Source organism: Frischella japonica (genome assembly GCF_014489845.1).
In the GTDB taxonomy this organism is placed as follows: domain Bacteria; phylum Pseudomonadota; class Gammaproteobacteria; order Enterobacterales; family Orbaceae; genus Frischella; species Frischella japonica.
The window spans coordinates 161,183-182,181 of sequence record NZ_JABURY010000015.1 but is presented as its reverse complement, the minus strand read 5'-3'; the positions used below and the strand labels follow the sequence as shown (position 1 = coordinate 182,181).

The 20,999-nt window shown below is 33.1% G+C and carries 23 protein-coding genes and 1 riboswitch; of the genes, 10 read left to right on the top strand and 13 right to left on the bottom strand.

The features are described 5' to 3' along the window. Window positions 1-13: 13 nt before the first annotated feature. Entirely contained in the window at window positions 14-1,294 is a 1,281-nt protein-coding gene (hemL, locus tag FcAc13_RS06895) for a glutamate-1-semialdehyde 2,1-aminomutase (protein ID WP_187755469.1), read from the bottom strand. A 202-nt stretch (window positions 1,295-1,496) separates the two neighbouring features. Here hemL and erpA point away from each other — a divergent pair, with 202 nt between their 5' ends. After that, window positions 1,497-1,835: an iron-sulfur cluster insertion protein ErpA gene (gene erpA, locus FcAc13_RS06890; protein ID WP_187755468.1), complete on the top strand. Its 339-nt coding sequence runs from the start codon at window positions 1,497-1,499 to the stop codon at window positions 1,833-1,835. A 41-nt stretch (window positions 1,836-1,876) separates the two neighbouring features. Here erpA and FcAc13_RS06885 read toward each other — a convergent pair whose 3' ends face one another. Next, on the bottom strand, window positions 1,877-2,386 hold the full coding sequence (locus FcAc13_RS06885) for a GNAT family N-acetyltransferase (RefSeq protein WP_187755467.1): 510 nt from the start codon (window positions 2,384-2,386) through the stop codon (window positions 1,877-1,879). Window positions 2,387-2,742: 356 nt separating this feature from the next. After that, a complete protein-coding gene (locus tag FcAc13_RS06880) occupies window positions 2,743-3,078 on the bottom strand; it encodes a zinc ribbon domain-containing protein YjdM (RefSeq protein WP_187755466.1) in 336 nt (111 codons plus the stop codon). Window positions 3,079-3,302: 224 nt separating this feature from the next. Between FcAc13_RS06880 and FcAc13_RS06875 the strand changes: the two genes are divergently transcribed. Both FcAc13_RS06875 and FcAc13_RS06870 read left to right on the top strand, forming a co-directional pair. Then, the gene (locus FcAc13_RS06875) at window positions 3,303-3,545 is read left to right on the top strand and encodes a zinc ribbon domain-containing protein (RefSeq protein ID WP_187755465.1); all 243 of its coding nucleotides are present in this window, start codon (window positions 3,303-3,305) and stop codon (window positions 3,543-3,545) included. A 161-nt stretch (window positions 3,546-3,706) separates the two neighbouring features. Beyond that, complete coding sequence (locus FcAc13_RS06870) at window positions 3,707-4,510, top strand: hypothetical protein (RefSeq protein ID WP_187755464.1); 804 nt, start codon at window positions 3,707-3,709, stop codon at window positions 4,508-4,510. A 37-nt stretch (window positions 4,511-4,547) separates the two neighbouring features. Here FcAc13_RS06870 and sbcB read toward each other — a convergent pair whose 3' ends face one another. Beyond that, on the bottom strand, window positions 4,548-5,981 hold the full coding sequence (gene sbcB, locus FcAc13_RS06865; RefSeq protein ID WP_187755463.1) for an exodeoxyribonuclease I: 1,434 nt from the start codon (window positions 5,979-5,981) through the stop codon (window positions 4,548-4,550). A gap of 544 nt (window positions 5,982-6,525) precedes the next feature. After that, window positions 6,526-7,098 (bottom strand): serine acetyltransferase, encoded by a 573-nt coding sequence (locus tag FcAc13_RS06860; RefSeq protein WP_187755462.1) that lies wholly within the window; start codon window positions 7,096-7,098, stop codon window positions 6,526-6,528. A 1,105-nt stretch (window positions 7,099-8,203) separates the two neighbouring features. Between FcAc13_RS06860 and FcAc13_RS06855 the strand changes: the two genes are divergently transcribed. The 3 genes from FcAc13_RS06855 to ribB all read left to right on the top strand — a co-directional run bounded on the left by FcAc13_RS06855 (window position 8,204) and on the right by ribB (window position 11,098). Next, complete coding sequence (locus FcAc13_RS06855) at window positions 8,204-8,713, top strand: hypothetical protein (RefSeq protein WP_187755461.1); 510 nt, start codon at window positions 8,204-8,206, stop codon at window positions 8,711-8,713. A gap of 547 nt (window positions 8,714-9,260) precedes the next feature. Further along, a complete protein-coding gene (locus FcAc13_RS06850; protein WP_187755460.1) occupies window positions 9,261-9,977 on the top strand; it encodes an epoxyqueuosine reductase QueH in 717 nt (238 codons plus the stop codon). Window positions 9,978-10,172: 195 nt separating this feature from the next. Next, window positions 10,173-10,310, top strand: a riboswitch (FMN riboswitch). 110 nt (window positions 10,311-10,420) lie between these two features. Continuing rightward, window positions 10,421-11,098 carry a 3,4-dihydroxy-2-butanone-4-phosphate synthase gene (gene ribB, locus FcAc13_RS06845; RefSeq protein ID WP_187755459.1) on the top strand — a complete coding sequence of 226 codons (678 nt, stop codon included), beginning with the start codon at window positions 10,421-10,423 and terminating at the stop codon, window positions 11,096-11,098. Between the two features lie 50 nt (window positions 11,099-11,148). Here the strand turns inward: ribB and ruvX are convergent, their stop codons facing one another. The 5 genes from ruvX to rsmE all read right to left on the bottom strand — a co-directional run bounded on the left by ruvX (window position 11,149) and on the right by rsmE (window position 14,505). Beyond that, window positions 11,149-11,565 carry a Holliday junction resolvase RuvX gene (gene ruvX / locus FcAc13_RS06840; RefSeq protein ID WP_187755458.1) on the bottom strand — a complete coding sequence of 139 codons (417 nt, stop codon included), beginning with the start codon at window positions 11,563-11,565 and terminating at the stop codon, window positions 11,149-11,151. Window positions 11,566-11,568: 3 nt separating this feature from the next. Then, window positions 11,569-12,126: a YqgE/AlgH family protein gene (locus FcAc13_RS06835; RefSeq protein ID WP_187755457.1), complete on the bottom strand. Its 558-nt coding sequence runs from the start codon at window positions 12,124-12,126 to the stop codon at window positions 11,569-11,571. A 91-nt stretch (window positions 12,127-12,217) separates the two neighbouring features. Then, entirely contained in the window at window positions 12,218-12,670 is a 453-nt protein-coding gene (locus FcAc13_RS06830) for a GNAT family N-acetyltransferase (RefSeq protein ID WP_187755456.1), read from the bottom strand. Next, on the bottom strand, window positions 12,670-13,635 hold the full coding sequence (gshB, locus tag FcAc13_RS06825) for a glutathione synthase (RefSeq protein WP_187755455.1): 966 nt from the start codon (window positions 13,633-13,635) through the stop codon (window positions 12,670-12,672). The genes FcAc13_RS06830 and gshB overlap by 1 nt, the downstream gene beginning before the upstream one ends. A 144-nt stretch (window positions 13,636-13,779) precedes the next feature. Beyond that, a complete protein-coding gene (gene rsmE / locus FcAc13_RS06820; protein ID WP_187755454.1) occupies window positions 13,780-14,505 on the bottom strand; it encodes a 16S rRNA (uracil(1498)-N(3))-methyltransferase in 726 nt (241 codons plus the stop codon). Between the two features lie 199 nt (window positions 14,506-14,704). On the opposite strand from rsmE, the gene folB reads away from it, so the two are divergent. From folB to FcAc13_RS06800, 4 genes are all read left to right on the top strand, one after another. Beyond that, complete coding sequence (folB, locus tag FcAc13_RS06815) at window positions 14,705-15,076, top strand: dihydroneopterin aldolase (RefSeq protein ID WP_187755453.1); 372 nt, start codon at window positions 14,705-14,707, stop codon at window positions 15,074-15,076. An 11-nt stretch (window positions 15,077-15,087) separates the two neighbouring features. Then, window positions 15,088-16,062, top strand: coding sequence for an MBL fold metallo-hydrolase (locus FcAc13_RS06810; protein ID WP_187755452.1), 975 nt, complete (start codon window positions 15,088-15,090; stop codon window positions 16,060-16,062). A 343-nt stretch (window positions 16,063-16,405) separates the two neighbouring features. Next, entirely contained in the window at window positions 16,406-16,612 is a 207-nt protein-coding gene (locus tag FcAc13_RS06805; protein WP_187755451.1) for a hypothetical protein, read from the top strand. A gap of 8 nt (window positions 16,613-16,620) precedes the next feature. Then, window positions 16,621-17,049, top strand: a complete 429-nt coding sequence (locus FcAc13_RS06800; RefSeq protein ID WP_187755450.1) for an EamA family transporter — start codon at window positions 16,621-16,623, stop codon at window positions 17,047-17,049. Window positions 17,050-17,335: 286 nt separating this feature from the next. On the opposite strand, the gene moeA is transcribed toward FcAc13_RS06800, so the two are convergent. From moeA to FcAc13_RS06785, 3 genes are all read right to left on the bottom strand, one after another. Continuing rightward, the gene (moeA, locus tag FcAc13_RS06795) at window positions 17,336-18,577 is read right to left on the bottom strand and encodes a molybdopterin molybdotransferase MoeA (RefSeq protein WP_187755449.1); all 1,242 of its coding nucleotides are present in this window, start codon (window positions 18,575-18,577) and stop codon (window positions 17,336-17,338) included. Between the two features lie 114 nt (window positions 18,578-18,691). Next, window positions 18,692-19,783: a redox-regulated ATPase YchF gene (gene ychF / locus FcAc13_RS06790; protein ID WP_187755448.1), complete on the bottom strand. Its 1,092-nt coding sequence runs from the start codon at window positions 19,781-19,783 to the stop codon at window positions 18,692-18,694. Window positions 19,784-20,260: 477 nt separating this feature from the next. Continuing rightward, window positions 20,261-20,989 (bottom strand): copper homeostasis protein CutC, encoded by a 729-nt coding sequence (locus FcAc13_RS06785; protein ID WP_187755447.1) that lies wholly within the window; start codon window positions 20,987-20,989, stop codon window positions 20,261-20,263. Window positions 20,990-20,999: the final 10 nt, after the last annotated feature.

Sequence of the window (20,999 nt, the reverse complement as noted above, 5' to 3'; positions counted from 1 at the left end):
GAATAATTAAATTTTAAAGTGATTTAAAAAAACGATTGGCAGAATCAATTGTATGATTGATTTCTCTATCGCTATGTGCTAGTGACATAAATCCGGCCTCGAATGCCGATGGTGCAAAATAGACTCCATCACCGAGCATATGATGATAGAATTTTTTAAATAATTCAACATTACTTTTCATTACATCAGCATAACTGCTGACTTCTTCTACAGATGTGAAAAATAGTCCAAACATAGCGCCAACATGATTAGTCACGAAAGGAATGTTATGTTTTTTAGCTACTTCTAAAAGCCCATTACAAAGTTGACTGGTTAAGTCGTCCAATTGTTGATAAATTCCTACGTCATTTAATAAATTTAAGGTAGTAAAGCCAGCCGTCATCGCAATCGGATTACCTGATAGTGTTCCCGCTTGATAAATTGGACCAGTTGGCGAAAGTTGCTGCATAATATCAGCTCGCCCACCAAATGCACCAACCGGCATTCCTCCACCAATGATTTTACCTAAACATGTTAAATCAGGCACGATATCGTAATACGCTTGGGCACCCCCTAAAGCCACACGAAATCCAGTCATAACTTCATCAATGATTAAAAGAGCGCCATATTGATCACAAACTTTACGTAAACCATGTAAGAAATCGTGTTTTGCTGGTACACAATTCATATTACCAGCAACCGGTTCAACGATAATGGCGGCAATTTCATCGGGGTATTGTGCAAAGCACTGTTTAACTGACTGCAAATTATTGTAATCACAAACTAATGTATGTTTAACAAAGTCACTTGGTACGCCAGGAGATGTTGGATGACCGAAGGTTAATGCTCCCGACCCAGCTTTAACCAGCAGATAATCAGCATGTCCATGGTAGCATCCTTCAAATTTAATAATTTTGTCGCGACCAGTAAATCCTCGGGCAATACGAATTGCACTCATAGTGGCTTCAGTGCCCGAATTAACCATCCGAATCATTTCAATTGATGGCATAATATTAGTAATAAGGTTTGCTAATTTTACTTCAATCTCGGTTGGTGCACCGTAACTTAAACCTTTATGTATCGCTTGACATACAGCGTTTGTAACATCTGAATGGTTATGCCCTAAAATCATAGGCCCCCATGAACCCACATAATCAATATAACTTTTACCATCTGCGTCGTATATATAAGCACCATTAGCTTTGTCAAAAAATAAAGGTGTACCACCAACGCCATTAAAAGCGCGCACAGGAGAATTTACGCCACCGGGCATTACATGTGTTGCTTGTTGATAAAGTAATTCTGATTTAGTCATTGTATTGTCTCAAGTAAAGATTAAATTGATTTATTTATTCATAAAATTAGTTTGAATTCAAGTGTATAAGAAAGTGATCTGCAAATTGGTTTAATTCGTGTTTTTTATTTTTTCCCTATATAAATTATATTATAATATTTACTGCAATGATATTTTTAATGTTTGCTTGATCATGGTTAACAAAACTAAGTAGGAGAGTAGTATGAGCAATGCATTGCCATTAGTATTTACTGATGCTGCAGCTAATAAAGTTAAATCACTGGTTACGGAGGAAGAAAATCCGAATCTAAAATTACGAGTCTATATAACTGGTGGTGGATGTAGTGGTTTTCAATATGGTTTCACTTTTGATGAAAAAGTAAATGAAGATGATTTAATGATTGAGAAAAATGGTGTAGCATTGGTTGTTGATCCTATGAGTTTACAATACCTTGTAGGTGGAACCGTTGATTATATGGAAGATTTACAAGGATCGCGTTTTGTTGTAGATAATCCTAATGCAACAACAACTTGTGGGTGTGGCTCATCTTTCAGTGTTTAAGAATATGTAACATCTCCCGCTGGTTTGCCGGGAGATTCTTCTTAAATACGTTTACCTAATATTACTAAATCACGTTTAATCTGATCTAACTCAGCAATATTTGGCAAAAGTCCCCATTGTTGATATCCCATCTTACTAAATAAAGCTAAACTTGGTTGGTTATGGCCAAAAATGTAACATAAAATTGTTTCAATACCATGTTTTTGAGCGAATTTTTCTAATTCTGAAACCGTAAATTGTCCAATCTTTTTTCCTCTGAATTGTTGGTCTATATAAAGACTTATTTCAACTGTTTTTGCATAAGCAGCTCTACCATAAAAGCTGGAAAGGCTCACCCAACCACAAGGGATTTTATTATATTCAATTATCCATAAGGGGCGATTTGTCCTATTATGGGCAAAAAACCAATCGATACGATCTTTGACCGTTATCGGGGTAATATCTGCAGTAACCATTCTACTTGGTATGGTTTGGTTATAAACATCGATAATAAATTCTAAATCAGACAATTCAGCATGTTTTAAATTGATTTCGGTAAGTGAAGCGGTCATATACATTTTTTAATATGTTTTTTTTTATTATGCTAATAAAATTAGATTTTTGGAATAGAGTAAAGAAAATTTTTTGTCAAACCAAAAAATAAATAATACTTAATTGATACACTTTAACTTTTTTCTAAGTAATTCATAGTGCTGTTGTGTCAAGTAGGTAAAGTCATTAGCGATTTCATCTTTATAAATGCCAATATCATTTACCATAAATGGAAGGGCTGCGTCGTAATAGGAATGACCTATTTGCTAGTAAATTACGTTTGAAAAAATGTTTTAAGGCTAAGTTAGTTTATAAATAAATTACTACAGTTGGGATTAAATAATGCTGATAATTATCAGCATTACTAAAAGTTTGTTTATGCTTTTTTAACAAAACAGGCTTTAAGCATAATCTTCATATTATCGATCTTACAATCAATTTCATGATCACCTTCAACTAAACGAATTCCCTTGGCTTTGGCTCCCTTTTTCAGCACGCTGGAAGAACCTTTAAGTTTGAGATCTTTAATTAAAATAATATCATCGCCATCAGCAAGTAAATTACCATTGCTATCTTTAACTTGTAAACTGTCTGTTAAAGTCGCTGCTTCTTTAGGATCCCATTCATGAGCACATTCTGGACAAATAAAAAAATCACCATCTTGATAGGTGTGTTCTGAATGACAAATAGGGCAATTAGGGATTGTTTCCATTGTTTGTATTTACCTTAGTTAGATGAAAAATAGCGCGTAATATAACAAATTTTTTTATCTAAGTCATTGCGCAAAATTCATAATTGCATCTAAATTCACAGGATTATGCCCTTAAAGTGGCTGAAAGCCGATAATGGAATATTTTAACACAACAGATATATTGAAAAGGTAAATTTCTCAGAGTAGCATAGAAATAAACTATCACTTACTAAGTCAATTTAAACATGAAAATGTGTATTGCTTGTGGCATGCCAATGACACGCATAGCTGATTATCCTTTATATGACATTTCGAAAAATTATTGTAAGCACTGTGCTAATTCAGATGGTAATTTGGTAAGTTTTCAAGAAAAACTATCAGCTTTGACCGCTCATTATGTACAAACTTATAAGATGGATAAAAATTTTGCTGAAAAAACTGCTTATATTGTTTTGAAAAAATTGCCTGCATGGCGGAGGAGTCGATAAATTTTACAATATATTATGGGTCGATGTTGAAAAAAAAGTTATTTTTTATTCTTTTAGCTTTATAATGTTTTTTTATAAAATTATAAATACTAACTAATGAAATGTTTAATAAAAAAAAATCAATAAAATGTCCAAGATGTCACTATAATAATAGTGTATTGATGTATGATGATATTACGCAGTGCCAAAGATGTCATTTATCTTTTTCGGATTTGGATACGCAGCAGTCGTCAGTTTATGCTAGTAACCATGCATCTTTCCGAGCTAATTCACTAGTAATCATCATCGTATTATTATTTGTGCTGTTATTTTTATTTAACTTTTATAATGAAATACGCCTTCACGATGCAATAAAATCTTATCAAAGTTCAAACAAAATATTTAATAATACCGATGATTTTATATCTACCTCTCTTGAAAATGCAAAAGATAATATTAGCGATAATAGTTACAAACTGTCCGCCAGAACGGCTTTTATTTTATTTCCAGATGCTAATCAGGAAATAAATTATCTGTATAAAGCAACATTTGTTACACAATCTGAAGAACAGGATGATGCTAAAGCTGTATTTATTAAACAAGATAACCAAGATTATAAAGGGTATGATGCTGATAGTGGTACGGAAATTCCTAACTTTGAACGTTTAGTTAGTTCGCCATTTGCTATAGATGCGATGATCCTTTATTCTGATAATAATAATGTTATCATTAAAAATAAGATCAATAACTATCCACAATTAGAGCTGGTTGATGGTTATACTGGACAAATTCGTTGGACGATATCCCATCAAGAAATCCCTGAAATTGAAAAAATTACAGCCACAAATGCCTCTGAAAGTGATCTAAAATTAAGTTTGTATAATAATGATTTTAAAATCCAAATTGCGTCTAATTATTATTTAGTAAATAAAACAGGTGAAATTATTGATGCTGGTAAAGTAGAAGATTTGATAGATTCAGAATAAAATTGATCGTTAGGCAGAATCTTTAATAATTTTTGCTTTAATTTACGATATATTGACAGTATTGATAAAGTTTTTTGAGTAGTGCTAATTTTTCTGGTTGTTGTTGATGAATTAAGGCTAAATTTTCAATTTCTAATAAGTAATGGCTAAGAACTTCATGATTAAGTTTATTACGACAGTAGTCTTGCCATAGTATGGTTTCACTTGGCGTTAAAGCAAAAGGATAATTACGCGCTTTATATCTTAATAATAGGGTTTTTAAACGTGAATCATGTGGTTCAATATTTAAACTCATTAGATTTTCCGGGGCGGTTTGTTGGATTAATGTACATAGTGACTTATCGTAGTTATCATAAAAACCTTGATAAATTTGACCATCTACATCGCGTTCTTGATTAGGAGTCAGTTGATGATTAAAAACTGAGATAATTTTTTCTTGTATGAAATTTTGATACTGTTTAATCTTAAATAAGTTTTGTTCACAGCGATTTAAATCAATAGCTAAACGTTTAGCATTGTCCGCAGTTAAAGTACCAATTGGTGCGATTATCGGGCACTTATTAGTATGAACTAATTTTAATGGTATACGTGATTCTAATTCATCTAAATCAACCGTTTTGGTGTAAAGTTTATCGCGAATTTGTTCAGCAGATAACGCGATTAATGTATCAATATCACCGGTTAAATCACAAGCAATAACGGCATTGGTTTGTAATGGATGCCAAGCCAGAGGTACAATAAGCGTCGTATTTCCTCGATGAGCTCCTAACATACCTGAAACATGTACTAAAGGTGTGAGATTGATAATATCTATTAGATTAGCAATCTTTTTCTTATCACGTAATTTAAAAAAGTAATCAAACAATTTTGGTTGTTGCTGTTTAATTAATTTCGCCATTTCAATGGTTGCATAGACATCGGACATAGCATCATGAGCATTTTGATGACTGATATGGTTGGCTGAAGTCAGATCTTCTAAACGAAAACTGGCAAAACCATTATCATTAATCGGCCATTTGATACCTTGTGGGCGCAGCGCATAGCAAGCTCGTACTACATCTAATAAGTCCCAACGTGAATTATTATTTTTCCAACAATAAGCATAGGGATCGTAAAAATTACGATAAAATATATTCCGCGTTACTTCATCATCAAAGCGTAAATTGTTATAACCAATGATACAGGTATTCGGTTGACTAAATGCTGTATGAATAGTTTGAGCAAAATCGGCTTCACACATACCTTTAGTCATGACTTCTTGTGGGGTAATACCGGTAATTAAGACTGCTTCAGGATTTGGTAAATAATCATTAGATAGTTGACAATATATGATAGAAGGGTCTTCAATAATATTAAGTTCTAAGTCAGTTCTGATTCCGGCAAATTGTGCTGGTCGATCAAATGCAGGATGAGTCCCGAAGGTTTCATAATCGTGAAAGTAAAAAGTTGGTTGTTCAGCATTATTTTTCATTGTTTAATTTTGTGTCTGTTTATTGGTAACAAAGCTAATTTTAAAAAGGGTTTTTAGCTTATTTTGTTTGTCACTATTTTAACTCGTTCGCTTGCCATTTTGTATTGATTGAGTAAATAATCCAGCATTTTCAATGTGTACATAGAATTATTATGACTCTCATTGATACAAAATTGAGAACAATATTTAATAAACCATATTTAGGCTCACCATAAATTACAGATGGTGACGGCTTAGGCGTTAGGATAATCTCCAGGGATTATTGTTTTCCAATTCAGCTACCGCAGGCAGGGAAAACCAACACGATTAGCCCTAGCCTAGGTATATATACCCGTCACTCTTTCTAAAAGACGCTAGAATCATTACTGGGGAACTCAGATTATTATACGACAAAGGAATCAATCCTAAAAATTATTTTATTAGTAGCAGCTCAGAAATGACGTTAAATGACTGTCTCGACTTTTGTAGCCTTTAAGAATTTACTCTATTCAGTTATCCAGACTTGATAAATAAATTGAAAATATGGAATTACCAGAAAGCCCTGTTAATGAGCTTTATTTTTAATTATATTTGATTTTTCAGTATACACAGTGCAATTGTCTGGAATATCTTTATTTATGAAGGACATCGCGCCAATTGTTATATTATTGCCGATTTTTATGTTCTGACCGAAAATCATACTGTTGGCTCCGATCGTGACATCATCACCAATCTTTATTGAACCATCCATGTCGTAGTTTTTAAAGCCTATAACTACATTACTACCAATTCTTAATCTGTTTCCTATTTTAGCCTTTTCAGTGATTACAACACCGATTGGATGCCACATATCAAAACCAATACCAATTTCAGCTTGCAATGGAATATCTATTGAATATCTTCTATTTAACTTTCTATTAATTTTTACTGCGACTCTTTTTTGTTTATTACTTTCTGACCGAAACATAAAGTAAGCAAGCCGATACCACACCATATAAGTGTTATCACTTTTACATAATTTATTAAGTAATCGACTCCATTTAAATTCTTTTTTTATGAATTCAACTTCCCAATATTTTTTTAATTCCGTTAAATCATGAGTTAATAAAAAAATAATAATATGAATGTATTTAAACATTATAGTTCTAACCTTAATTTTAAATTTGCGTCAATATCTGTTTCATTCCACTTTAATATTGGGGTAATCAGATTATAATAACTTTCTTTATCTCATTGTTATTTAATGACGGCTGAGCAGCAATAAAAATTTTATGCTGAGTGTAGCATAGATGATAATACTAGTGAACACTATTAAAACTTATACTTAATTTGTTAAATCCGGTAATTGTTTCAACTGACATCTAATTAGCATGAAACGCTAATAATAATTTTGTGTACATTAAAAGATACATTTATATTTATTTTTTATATAAAATCATTACCTTAAATATTAAGGTTTCATAATCGTGAAAGTAAAAAAGTTTGTTGTTCTGATTTTATTTCCATTTTACGAATTTGTTCCTGTTTTTAAACCGAAGCTAATCAATACCAGATGGGTGAACTTTTCTTAGTATGTATTTATTAGCCTCTCAATTTGATAATCCCGTTCACTGCTAAAACCGAGAGATGCAAAATAAATTCGGACTTGTTTCATTTATCTTGCAGCAATGTTTACTAAAAATGTTTGCTGATAACATATTTAATCAATCTTGATTTACTGAACGATATCCCAATATGTATTTAAGCCTTTGTCGTTAATATGTTGTAAAAGTGGTTAAAATTCAAATTTTAACCCAATTGACTTCATTGGAGAGGAGAGCTGCTTAATGTTGAGTTATATAGTGTATGCTTGATGGCAAAATGAAAAATTTATCAAAGCTATGGCAAGACATAAAAAAGTTATCAATAATTATTTAAGCAGAGAAAGAAAACAAATTGAGAAACCTATTAATATTATTTCAGGAACAGCTCAACATAGTGCTTAAAAATAATCTGTTTAGAATGATACAGTTCAAGATTTTTTTGTAACAAGTTATTCAAAAGTGCGACAAGTCAAACTGACAACCCTAAATTTATTCAGTGATTCTTTACCATCTGTACTAGCTATATCTTGATTTTGGGAAAAATATACGCTATAACAAGCGACGCCATAATTTATCAACGTGAAAAATAAGAAAATATTAAGAAAATTAATCGCTCAAACATTTATAATTACTACGCTTAATAACGAATAGGAAATGATAATGGACAATAAAACTAAACAAAAAAAAGAAAAGTTAAGTTATGATGAAGATGGTGGTTTTATTTTCATGAAAAATTGGTCACCGATATTAAGGTGGATTTGTATCTTACCAGCAGCACTTATTACTTTTATTGCTGTAAGATTTTCATTACTTGATCCGTTTTTAAAAATGATTGAAAATACATCGTATTTATTATCTTTCTATGTTAGAGTAGTCACATCTGGATTAGTTTACCTAGCTATTGTAGATATGGTATCTGCTACAGCACCTAAAAATAGAGTTTTAGTCAGCATAATTACCGCAATCATATTAGGTTTAGTCGTTATTTTCCTTACCTCTGTCAGTTACGATGTTATTTCAGATTATGAGGCCTTTCAATATGGATTTAAGTTTTCACCAATAAGTAAAACACATTTAATCACGGGGTTGGTTATCAGTTTCTTTTCCAATATGTTAGGGCTTTTTTTAGGTGTTAATAACACAAAAGAACGGCAAAAGAAATCCTCATAACGTTAAATCTTAACCTGGTTTACAATCGTTTTTGCTGTTAAAACAAAACCGAAGAAAGTTGGTTTTTTATGTCTACTGAGATCAAATATCAACCAAAAAACGTTTTAGCTATGAAGCTTAAGTTCAAGGTTATATTCCTTAAGCAAATAAGCTGCGTTGGTAAGTATTAAAGCGTAATAAATATCTATGTCTAGTGAAGTGTATAAACGGTTAAAATTATTAATGCAGAGACAAAGTAACATTTTATTAAAGCAAGGCTGATGGCGGTATTAATAGGCAACTTGATCAATTGGTAAAATTAGAGAAGTAATATATTAAGTTAACTTAGAATGTAAAGTTAAACATACCCGGAATGACTTATTTTGCTTAGCATGCACAATTACTTAATCGGTGTTAAAAAATAGTGTTAGCAGCATTATTCAATACTGTTTCTCATTTATTTCTTTTTTTATTGATCCCTGTATAATTCTTTTTCATAAATAATACAATACCCTAAAAAGAATAGGGTTAATATTTTTATCTAATATAAATAGAGTTCCAGTTAATTATGTTAATCAATGCAACCCATATTTTAAAAAATCATAATCCCCATAATAAAATCAACTATGATGCCATTTTAAAAACGATGATTGAATCTTGGCAAACGGATGCTATTAAACCAAAAATTTTAATTCATAGTTGCTGTGCACCTTGTAGTACTTATGTATTGGAATATTTAGCACAATATGCGGATATTACGATTTATTTTGCTAATTCTAACATTCATCCAAGATTGGAATATGAACTACGCAGTCAAGTGCAGCAGAAGTTTATTCAGGATTTTAATGATAAAACGGGGCATAACATAAAGTTTTTAGAAGCACCTTACCAACCTGCCGAATTTTTAAAACAAGTGGAACATTTACGTAATGAACCAGAAGGTGGCGCTCGCTGCCATATCTGTTACAAAATGCGCTTAGATTTAGCGGCAATTAAAGCGCAAGAATTAGGATTTGATTATTTTGCTAGTGCTTTGACCTTGAGTCCCAAAAAAAATAGTCAAAAAATTAATGAACTAGGATTTGAAATTCAAGAGTTTTTTGCTGTCAAATATTTACCGTCCGATTTTAAAAAAAATAATGGATACAAACGATCAATAGAGATTTGTAAAGAATATGATGTTTATCGGCAATGTTATTGTGGATGTATTTTTGCAGCTAAACAGCAAGGTATAGATTTTAAAATTATAGTTGAAAATGCTAAAAATTATTTAGCGTCTAAATAAATTCTTTAATAATTATAGACGACTTACTTTTGAAATCAGTGGTAAAAATAGGTATTGAGAACTGTATTTAAAAAAAGTGTGATTATGAATGTTTTTTATAGGTTAGCCCATAATCAATTTTAAAGCTGGAATTATTTTATTAAATTGATTTTTTCCTGCCAAAGCAAGTATTATAATAGCAATATCAGTTTAACTGATAATTCTCAGGGCGGGGTGTAAGTCCCCACCGGTGGTGATAGCCCACGAGCACTTGATTTTATTTAAAATACAAGGTTAGCAGATTTGGTGAAATTCCAAGGCCGACAGTAAAAGTCTGGATGAAAGAGCGTTGCTTATTTACCTTACACTATAATTATCATTAATGCTTTTTACTATGATAATAATTCTCGATGGTCAAGCACTTGCCCTGGTTCTGGTAGTAAATGAAATAAGGAAAATTTACCATGAATCAGCAATTATATAATACACAAAATTCTATTCACAATACCTTTAATTTAGCTGAATTTGGCTCGCCAATTGAACGTGTTGAGCGGGCTATTGCCGCATTACAAACCGGTAACGGCGTTTTAGTATTAGATGATGAAGATCGTGAAAATGAAGGCGATGTAGTTTGGGTTGCCGAAAATATTACGGTTGCACAAATGGCACTTACGATCCGTCACGGAAGTGGTATTGTTTGTTTATGTATGCCACAATCATATTGCGATAAGTTGCAATTGCCAATGATGGTGAGTAAGAATACCAGTAAAAATCAAACTGCTTTTACTATTAGTATCGAAGCCGCAAAAGGGGTTACGACGGGTGTGTCAGCAAATGACCGAGTAACGACTGTAAAAGCTGCGGTAGCTGATGATGCTAAGCCAAGTGATTTGCATCATCCTGGACATGTTTTTCCTTTAGTCTCTCAAGAGGGGGGGGTATTAACGCGTAGAGGTCATACCGAAGCGTCAGTGGATTTGGTGAGATTGGCTGGTTTTAAACCTGCTGCGGTAATTTGTGAGTTGACTAATGATGATGGTACGATGTCGCGAGCCCCACAAGTAGTGGCATTCGCCAAACAGCACCATTTACCCGTTGTCACAATTGAAGATCTTGTTCAATACCGGCAACAAAATTGTTAAGTTGATCTCGTTTATGTCGTATTTATAGTGAGCAAGCTTGGCTTTGTTCACTATTTGACGATATTATCAAACCAACTTTCTAATATAATAACGGCAGATCCCGCATCGATTTTGCCTTTCTTTAATGCCTGAAATCCACCCTTTTCAAATAATTGCGCTTTTGCTTCAACGGTTGATAATCGTTCATCCTGTAGTTGTACTTGAAATCCAAAACGTCCATGTAAACGATTAGCGAATTTTTTTGCTCGTTGTGTCAGTTCTTGCTCAGTTCCATCCATATTCAGTGGTAAACCAACTACCAAGTAGTCTGGTTGCCATTCAAGTAATATTTTTTCTATTTCTTGCCAATTTGGTTTACCATCACGCGCCTTGAAAGCACATAGCGGTCGGGCGGTTCGAGTAATATCTTGCCCAATTGCTGCACCTATGCTATAAGTGCCAAAGTCAAAAGCAATCACAGTAGCCATTGTTTAAGCTTTTCCCATTTGTGTTGACATAGTTTCAATATTGACACCGATTGTTTGAGCTGCCATATTCCAACGCTCAGCTATCGGTAAATTAAAAATAATATCAGTATTACTAGGTGTAACTAACCAATCATTTTTTGCAATTTCATGTTCTAATTGCATATGGCTCCAACTGGCATAGCCTAAAGTTAAAAAAAGATCTTTAGGTTGGTTTTCTGAACCAATTGTTTTTAGAACGTCTAAAGATGTAGTTATCATAATCTCATCTGATATAACAATACTCGATGAAAACCCTGACTGTGGGGTATGTAAGATAAATCCTTGTTCTTCAGCTAAAGGCCCACCATTGAAAACTAACTGTTCCAATTCAGCACAATTTTTATAGGGTGTGATATCAAGACGTGATAATACAGTTTGTACAGTAAGATCAATGATGGGTTTATTAACTATAATACCCATCGCACCATCGCGATTATGTTCACAAATAAAAACTACTGAATGACTGAATAATGGGTCATTTAATGTGGGCATGGCAACAACAAAATGGTTTTTTAAATTCATGGTCTATTATCTTAAATTAAAAATCGCCATTCATTAAGAATGATGCGATAAAAAGATATCAATATCACTATTTCAACCTGTTTGACGGCATTTATAAGGCACATTTGCCAATTTTGATTGTATGATTGACAATACATGTCATCAATAGCTCAGGTTCGTTCGTTTCTTCATTGAGCGATTGATCTACAACTTGAAAACCTTGGGATTGATAAAATGCAATAGCTTGAGTATTTTGTTTATAAACTAGCACGTTAAGTTGATTATGTAATTGCTTAGCTTTAGCAATTAAAGCTTTACCAACATGTTGGCGACGATATTGTTCATCTACAAATAGGCCAGATATGTAATTATCCATTAAGCCTATAAATCCCCTTACACCATCAATGTCTTGCACAAAAATAGTGGAAGCTGGAATCAACATTTTAACTAATTCAAAATTGTTTTCAAAAAATTGTGAATCAATAAACGGGTGGGCTTGTTGATTTCCCTTTAACCAGATTGACATGATGGTATCTAAATCTTTAGTTTGATATTCTCTTATCATTATTTAACCTTATCTTTCAAGTTAAGACGTGTTTCAATTGCATCCATTAACATTCCGGTAATAGACAATTCAGGATTAGCTGCCTCGATTTCACGTACACAGGTTGGACTTGTGACATTAATTTCGGTTAATTTATCACCAATAATATCAAGTCCTACAAATATCAATCCCTTTTCTTTTAGTTTTGGTCCAATTGCATTGGCGATTGCCCAATCAGATTCCGATAACGGTCTGACTTCGCCATGTCCCCCAGCAGCTAAGTTACCACGAGTTTCACCTTGTTGGGGAATACGGGCCAAACAAAACGGTACGGGTTGTCCATCGATCACTAATACACGTTTGTCACCCTCTTTAATCGCGGGGATATAGGTTTGCGCCATACAATATTGACGATTATGATTCGTTAATGTTTCAATAATAACAGATAGATTAGGATCATCGACTTTAACACGAAATATCGACGCGCCACCCATACCGTCAAGTGGTTTTAAAATGATATCATGCTGTTTTTGAAGAAATTGTTTTATCAATGCGGTTTGCCTAGTGACTAGAGTGCGTGGAGTAAATTGGGCAAACCAAGCTGTAAATAGTTTTTCATTACAGTCACGCAGACTCTGTGGTTTGTTGACCACTAAAGTTCCAGCATCTTCTGCACGTTCTAATATATAGGTGGCATAAATAAATTCTGTATCAAATGGTGGGTCTTTTCGCATTAAAATCACATCAAGATCACCTAAAGGTATTGTCTGTTCTTCCCCCAAATCAAACCAATGATCTTTATTATTGTAAACAGTGATAGTTCTGGTGGTTGCATAAGCTTGACCATCTTCCAAATACAGATCATTCATCTCCATATAGTAAATTTGATATCCACGTGATTGCGCCTGTTCTAACATGGCAAAACTGGAATCTTTTTTCAGTTTTATTTGACTAATTGGGTCCATTACAATACCAAGCTTAATCATGAGCACTCCTTTATTGATGAAACTCTGCTAATTGATAAACAATCAAGATCTTTTTACTAGTATATACCTTTGAGTAAATAAGATGAAATAATTTACCTGACAAGTGGTAAATCAAATTGATAGGATTTAATCACAACTATCTTATCATCCTAAATCACCAAATTTTAGTTGTAATGCGGTTATAGCAGTTAATGCAACTGTTTCAGTGCGTAATACACGAGGTCCTAAAAGAATCTCAATAAATTGCTGGTTAAGCGTCATCGCTATTTCGGCTTCGGTTAAACCGCCTTCAGGACCAATTAGTAATGCAATTTTAAGATGATTTAAGTGCAACTGATTAATTCCTGATGACGCACGGGGATGAAGTGTAAGCTTAGTATAATCAGATAATTGTGAGCACCAGGTTTCTATTTTTGTCACGGGACGAATTTGCGGAATTAGGTTGCGACCACATTGTTCACAAGCTGATTCAGCTATACGTTGCCATTGCTGAACTTTTTTTGACAGCCGCACAGCATCAAGTTTCACACCACAACGTTCTGATAGTAACGGTGTAATTGTTGTAACGCCTAATTCGACAGACTTTTGAATCGTGAACTCCATCTTTTCACCACGGGACAGTACTTGCCCTAAATGAATATTTAAAGGGGATTCACGATTTTGTACAATGGTTTCTTGGGTTTGTACTATTAGCGTTTTTTTGGTAATTTGTTGAATGATAGCTGGGGTAATAGTATTACTTCCATCAAATAAAGTAATTGAATCGCCTATACGCATTCTCAATGCTCTGACAACATGATTAAAAGCGTTCTCATCAAGCTCAATAGAACTATTAGCTAAAATCGGTTTAGGTTGATAAATTCTTACCATAATGAGATAACTGAAAAAAGTGATTAATAATTAAATAAATTATAGCGTAAATAGATAAGATTAGGTAATCTCTTACTATCAGATTATGCATATTTATACTTTTCGAAAGTAATGTGAACAGATTGAATTTAATTTTAACTAATCGTGCATGTTGGCTATGAATAATATTGCTATGCCAAGGTAAAAAATAGGATGTAAAATGTTTAAAGATCGCGTTTTTATCGAAGGATTATCTATCATAACGACTATTGGCGTGTATGAGTGGGAAAAAAGTATTAAACAAAAACTGATTCTTGATATTGAAATGGCTTGGGATAATCGTATTGCCGGTTTAAGTGATGATGTTAACGATTGTTTGAATTACGCTCAAATTAGTCAGGCAATTATCGATTATTTACAACATCATCAATTTAATTTAATTGAAAGTGTTGCTGAAAATGTGGCAGCGTTATTAATTGATCACTATTTTACGCCGTGGGTAAGAGTTAAAGTGAGTAAACCCACAGCAGTGGCATCGGCTAGGAATGTCGCCATAATGATTGAAAGACAAAAAGAAAATATAAACTATTGATTGAGAGAAATATGTTTTATAAAAACCCTTATTATGATGCTAATAAAAAGCATCATACCCCTACAGGCTTTTGTAACTTGGAACCTTTTGTTATAAATCCTATTGATTTTGCTAAATGGCGTAAGCAGCGTAAAGTTATAGCTCCTATTGGTGGTTATAAAGCGTTTATTGAAAAATGGTTTCAAACGGCTGATTTTTCCGCGATTGAAAATGGTATTTGGTGGCTAGGACATGCTTCCACATTAATTAAAATTAATCAGAAAACGATCCTCACTGATCCAGTGTTTAGCAAATGCGTATCACCTTTACGTTTTATTGGACCTAGACGCCGTACACCTTGTCCAACCGCGGTGGCTCAATTACCGAAAATTGATGTTATAGTCATATCGCATAATCATTATGATCACTTAGATTACCCAACTATTAAACAACTGATAAAACGTTTTCCTGATGTTATCATTTGCGTTCCATTGGGTTTAAAGCCTAAATTATTAAGTTGGGGAGCGAACCAGGTTGTTGAACTTGATTGGTATGATAATTTAGATATATCGGGCTTAAAATTAACCGCTATACCGGCACATCATTGGAGCCGACGGGCAATATTTGATACCAATCGTACATTATGGTGTGGCTGGATGATGGAATATGCTAATCGAACAATATATTTTGTTGGTGACACAGGTTATGCAAAACATTTCAGTGAACTGAAACAATTATTTCCCAATATTGATGTGGCATTAATTCCTATTGGTTGTTATGCTCCACGTTGGTTTATGCACAATCAACATATAGACCCACAAAATGCGTTAAAGATTTTTAAAGAATTGGCATGTAAACGAGCCATTGCCATTCATTGGGGGGCATTTGAACTTGCCGATGATCCACTTGATGAACCGCCTAAAATATTGCAATCAATGTCTGAACCTAATCTTGATGATGAACAATTATTTACGATATTAAAAATTGGTGAACATACATCAATTTAATAAAAAAATAGTCAAAATATTATTTGTTAACTAAATCGGAAAAACTGTTTACTTGTCACATTGGAAGATTATGGTAATTGGCCAATAAATGATATTGGTTTAATTATAACGTAAACATTAATATATCGTTATTTTAATGAGTTATTAAAATTTTAGTTTTAGTGTAAATAACAATTGAAAAATATATGATTGAGCATATTATAAATAAAAATAAATTATATTTATATCAATAAACTAATTTCTTTGGTTCAAATTAGCTTATTAATGAATCAATTCAATTAACATGATACATAGTATTATTTGAAGTATAAGCGATGATAAGTTTTAATTATAAGGAATATTTATGCAAAAAATTGGTATATTTATTAGTTTACTGGTTATTTTTATCGGTTTGGCAGGATGTGGAGGGAAAACCGATCCAGATCATCCAACTCAATGGTCGAAACCAGAACCAGTATTAGAAGGATGCGATGGTGTAATGCTGAATTCTAAACAGTGTCAGGACAATCCTGGAAATCAGCAATTATTGATTAAAATTGATAATAAATAGATAAATATATGAGCGCTTGGTTAATTTATGCTTTATTATCCGCTATAACCGCAGCTGCTGTTGCAATTTTGGGAAAAATAGGGCTTCAACATTTAGATGCTAATACAGCTACGGCTATAAGAGCTGTTGTAATGGCGATTTTTCTTGTTGGCGTGGTTGTAGTACAGGGTAAATTACAATTAATTCAGACGGTTGTTCAGGATAAAAAAGCAATTTTTGTCATAGTGTTAAGTGGTATCGCTGGGGCTTTGTCTTGGTTATTTTATTTTATGGCGATTAAAGTTGGTAAAGTTTCGCAAGTTGCGCCAATTGATAAGTTAAGTGTGGTATTTGCTGTTTTATTTGCGATAGTGTTATTTGGCGAAAAAATTTCAATTTGGGCTGGTGTCGGGGTTGCTTTAATAGCCATTGGCGCAATTTTAGTCGCTTTAAATTAACAAATTTTTGATATTAGTTTAGTCATTTTTTGTAAATTGAATCATTAATGAAATCTTTTTGATTATTAAAACAGTTTTATTATAAGCGTAATCTTTATAACAAATTAACTTTTCTCTTTATAGTTATAATTAATATTAAATTGATTATGCTAAATTTTTTCAGTTATATTTAACTAATTATTGATTTGATATCAATTAGATTAACTTATTTGCTTTGTTTTAGGCACGTTTTTATTTTCTAGTAGCGATTTTCTAAATTCATTCTTAACTCCGTCCCGGCTATAAATCAACTTAAAATTTTATCAAATAGTTCTACGTTAACTAGTTCACCTTTTTGGACGTTGCCCCGTTCAGCTTCTAATAGAATAAAACAATTAGCCTGATTGAAAGATGTCGTAATGTGCGAACCTTGCTGACTAGTTGTGCTTACAACCAATTCACCATGCTCATTATTGTGTAAGTAACCACGTTGAAAATCCATTCTACCGATTGTTTTCTTTAAATAATTACTTGTTTTAACTTGAAAGGTTAATGGTTTAAATTGTTGTGTTTGACCATATAAACCTAAAATAAGAGGGCGCACTAATTGATAAAACGTTACAATTGATGAAACTGGATTACCTGGCAATCCACAAAATAGTGATTGGTCAATATGACCAAATGCAAATGGTTTTCCTGGTTTCATCGCTATTTGCCAAAAATGAATTTGACCAATTTTTTCCAGTGCTTGTTTGATATAATCAGCATCACCAATCGACACACCACCACTACTTATGACAATATCAGCAAGATTTGCAGCTTGTTTTAAGGTATTTGTGATAAGGTTTAAATCATCATTAACAATACCTAAATCTATCACTTCACAGCCGAGTGCTTTTAACATTAGCTTAAGGGTAAAACGATTACTATCATAAATGCTATTAACTGTTTTTAGCGGTTGTCCAATCGGGGTTAATTCATCTCCTGTCGAAAATATGGCCACTCTTAGAGGTTGAAAAATATTAACTTGATTAATTCCCAATGTAGCAAGGGTCGCTAATTTCGCAATGGTTAACTGTTCGCCTTTAGTGAAAATTTCAGTTCCTAATTTTACACTTTCACCGATAAAACGAATATTTTGCCCTTGTTTAATTGTTTGAGTATTAAATTTAATGCCATGAGCGGTTATATCGACATCTTCTTGCATGATAACAGCATAAGCATCTTGGGGAACGGCGGCACCGGTCATGATACGAAGGCAAGTTTTTTCTGGCCAATTAATCTGTTTTTGTTCGCCAGCTAGTAGGCGTCCAGCAATCGGTAGGACGGTCATTGCGCAGTCTATATCTTGTTTTCTAACTACATAGCCATCCATAGCTGAATTATTAAAAGACGGAATATTCATTGGTGATAAAATCGTTTCAGCGAGATAACCATTCACGGCATCGATTAATTCAACCGTGTGATATGCATTGTAATTCTTGGATTTTATGGTGGCTAAAATAGATTCTCTTGCTTCAGAGAAAGGTAAAAGAACTGATTTTTTCATAACTTAAAAGCCTTGTTTTTATCACTTAAATATTGGGCGAATCATTTAGTTATTTACTTTATGCATAAAATGAAAAAAGCCCTAAAAACACATAGGGCTTTTTATTCAATAATTTTATACATTAAAGAGGAAATTCATTATATCGCCATCTTGTACAATATAATCTTTACCTTCTGAACGCATTTTGCCAGCTTCTTTAGCGCCTTGTTCACCTTTATATTTGATAAAATCGTCAAAAGCAATAGTTTGTGCTCGAATAAAGCCTTTTTCAAAATCAGTATGAATTTTTCCAGCCGCCTGTGGCGCGGTAGAACCGACGGTGATTGTCCAGGCGCGAACTTCTTTTACACCAGCGGTAAAATAGGTTTGTAAATTTAGTAGTTGATAACCAGCTCGAATCACACGATTTAATCCTGGTTCTTCAAGCCCCAAATCTTGCATGAATTCATCACGTTCCTCATCATCTAATTCAGCAATTTCAGCTTCTATTGCTGCACATACCGGAACTACAACTGCATTTTCTTTAGCTGCAAAAGCGTGAACCTTGTCTAAATAAGGATTATTTTCAAAACCATCCTCATTAACATTGGCGATGTACATTGTTGGTTTTAACGTTAAAAAACTTAAATACTTAATTGCATTGATCTGTTCTTGATCTAAATTGAGCGTGATAAGTTTATTACCTTGCTCTAAATGCGGTAAGCAATATTCCAATACATTTTGTTCGTATTTTGCATCTTTATCGCCGCCTTTAGCTTTCTTTTGTACACGTAAAATTGCTCGTTCACAAGTATCTAAATCGGCAAGTGCTAATTCAGTATTGATCGTTTCAATATCCTCAATGGGATCAATTTTACCAGCAACATGAATAATATTATCGTTTTCAAAACAGCGTACTACATGACCAATTGCTTCAGTTTCACGAATATTGGATAAAAATTGGTTGCCCAATCCTTCACCTTTTGAAGCCCCTTTCACTAATCCTGCAATATCAACAAACTCCATAGTTGTTGGTAATGTGCGCTGTGGTTTAACAATTTCTGCAAGTTGATCTAATCGTTTATCTGGCATTGGTACCACGCCGGTATTAGGTTCAATTGTACAAAAAGGAAAATTAGCCGCTTCAATGCCGGCTTTTGTTAATGCATTAAATAAGGTTGATTTGCCAACATTTGGCAAACCAACAATTCCACATTTAAATCCCATATTCTAACCTTTTCTAACCATAAAAATGGCTGGATTATACCTTATTTTCGATTGTAACGATATAAAGAAATGTTTATCGATGATGACTGTTTAGCTTTTATCACAAAAAAGAATTAAATTATATAGGTATAACCGTTGTGTTCGATTGAACAGTGAGTTTGACTTGTTTTAACCAAGCAAGAATGAATAGAGTGCGATAGTTGAATATGGATAAATTAATAGTATTTACTTAATTAAATAAATTGCAAGTTCAGCTAATTACATAAATTGTTAAGTGTGGGCAATTTTTAAGATAGTAGGTATTCATTTCAATAGGTAGACGCAGTTATGAATAGTGATTGAATTGCGTCATCTTAAATAAAGCAAACAGACTTTTAGATAAATATTATTAATGTTTTAAAATCAATCGCTTAATGCTTGGTGTTTATCAGTTTAAGTCGTTTGCTTAACTTTTTTAATGATTTAGCAAGATAAAAACTATAATAAAAGTTGTTTCATTTTTTCTACTTCATCAGGATCTATGCTAAAGCGAATAAATTCATCCTGTTTAGTATGACTCATACAGACATTTTGATTTTGATATTGCATTGGCGAAGGCAATGAACGACTAGCTGAAGAGTGAAATTCTGTTATTCCAATTGCTTTAAATAAAGCTAAATTGGTTGAACGAATGCCACAACCAGGCATAATTAAGGTAGATTGGCTGAGTTGGTGTAATTGCTCGATTAATTTTATTCCCTTAACGGCATCTTGCTGTTGACCAGATGTTAAAATGCGATCTATACCCAGATCATTAAGTTGATTGAGCGCTAAAATAGGATCAACACAAACATCAAAAGCTCGATGAAAAGTTATCGATAATCCATCAGCTGCTTTAATTAATTTTAAAAGATTAATAATATCTAGCTGTCCATTACTGACTAAACAACCAAAAACCACACCAGGATAATCTAATTCGCGTGCAAGTTGAATATCATTTATCATGCTGTTAATTTCAGTTTGGCTATAGTAAAAATCACCACCACGCGGTCGAATAATTGGGTGAATAGCAACGGGTAATTTCAATTGCGATAATTGTAATAAATCGCCATAACTGGGTGTTAATCCTCCTTCATTGCGACCAGCACAAAATTCAATGCGATCAGCACCATGATTTATCGCTGTAATGACATCATTAATGCTATAACAACAAACTTCAAGTTTCATATTTACCATT

Coding starts and splice junctions, on each gene's coding strand:
- hemL (WP_187755469.1), bottom strand. CDS start 1,294: ATGACTAAATCAGAATTACTTTATCAACAAGCAACACATGTAATGCCC.
- erpA (WP_187755468.1), top strand. CDS start 1,497: ATGAGCAATGCATTGCCATTAGTATTTACTGATGCTGCAGCTAATAAA.
- FcAc13_RS06885 (WP_187755467.1), bottom strand. CDS start 2,386: ATGACCGCTTCACTTACCGAAATCAATTTAAAACATGCTGAATTGTCT.
- FcAc13_RS06880 (WP_187755466.1), bottom strand. CDS start 3,078: ATGGAAACAATCCCTAATTGCCCTATTTGTCATTCAGAACACACCTAT.
- FcAc13_RS06875 (WP_187755465.1), top strand. CDS start 3,303: ATGAAAATGTGTATTGCTTGTGGCATGCCAATGACACGCATAGCTGAT.
- FcAc13_RS06870 (WP_187755464.1), top strand. CDS start 3,707: ATGTATGATGATATTACGCAGTGCCAAAGATGTCATTTATCTTTTTCG.
- sbcB (WP_187755463.1), bottom strand. CDS start 5,981: ATGAAAAATAATGCTGAACAACCAACTTTTTACTTTCACGATTATGAA.
- FcAc13_RS06860 (WP_187755462.1), bottom strand. CDS start 7,098: ATGTTTAAATACATTCATATTATTATTTTTTTATTAACTCATGATTTA.
- FcAc13_RS06855 (WP_187755461.1), top strand. CDS start 8,204: ATGGACAATAAAACTAAACAAAAAAAAGAAAAGTTAAGTTATGATGAA.
- FcAc13_RS06850 (WP_187755460.1), top strand. CDS start 9,261: ATGTTAATCAATGCAACCCATATTTTAAAAAATCATAATCCCCATAAT.
- ribB (WP_187755459.1), top strand. CDS start 10,421: ATGAATCAGCAATTATATAATACACAAAATTCTATTCACAATACCTTT.
- ruvX (WP_187755458.1), bottom strand. CDS start 11,565: ATGGCTACTGTGATTGCTTTTGACTTTGGCACTTATAGCATAGGTGCA.
- FcAc13_RS06835 (WP_187755457.1), bottom strand. CDS start 12,126: ATGAATTTAAAAAACCATTTTGTTGTTGCCATGCCCACATTAAATGAC.
- FcAc13_RS06830 (WP_187755456.1), bottom strand. CDS start 12,670: ATGATAAGAGAATATCAAACTAAAGATTTAGATACCATCATGTCAATC.
- gshB (WP_187755455.1), bottom strand. CDS start 13,635: ATGATTAAGCTTGGTATTGTAATGGACCCAATTAGTCAAATAAAACTG.
- rsmE (WP_187755454.1), bottom strand. CDS start 14,505: ATGGTAAGAATTTATCAACCTAAACCGATTTTAGCTAATAGTTCTATT.
- folB (WP_187755453.1), top strand. CDS start 14,705: ATGTTTAAAGATCGCGTTTTTATCGAAGGATTATCTATCATAACGACT.
- FcAc13_RS06810 (WP_187755452.1), top strand. CDS start 15,088: ATGTTTTATAAAAACCCTTATTATGATGCTAATAAAAAGCATCATACC.
- FcAc13_RS06805 (WP_187755451.1), top strand. CDS start 16,406: ATGCAAAAAATTGGTATATTTATTAGTTTACTGGTTATTTTTATCGGT.
- FcAc13_RS06800 (WP_187755450.1), top strand. CDS start 16,621: ATGAGCGCTTGGTTAATTTATGCTTTATTATCCGCTATAACCGCAGCT.
- moeA (WP_187755449.1), bottom strand. CDS start 18,577: ATGAAAAAATCAGTTCTTTTACCTTTCTCTGAAGCAAGAGAATCTATT.
- ychF (WP_187755448.1), bottom strand. CDS start 19,783: ATGGGATTTAAATGTGGAATTGTTGGTTTGCCAAATGTTGGCAAATCA.
- FcAc13_RS06785 (WP_187755447.1), bottom strand. CDS start 20,989: ATGAAACTTGAAGTTTGTTGTTATAGCATTAATGATGTCATTACAGCG.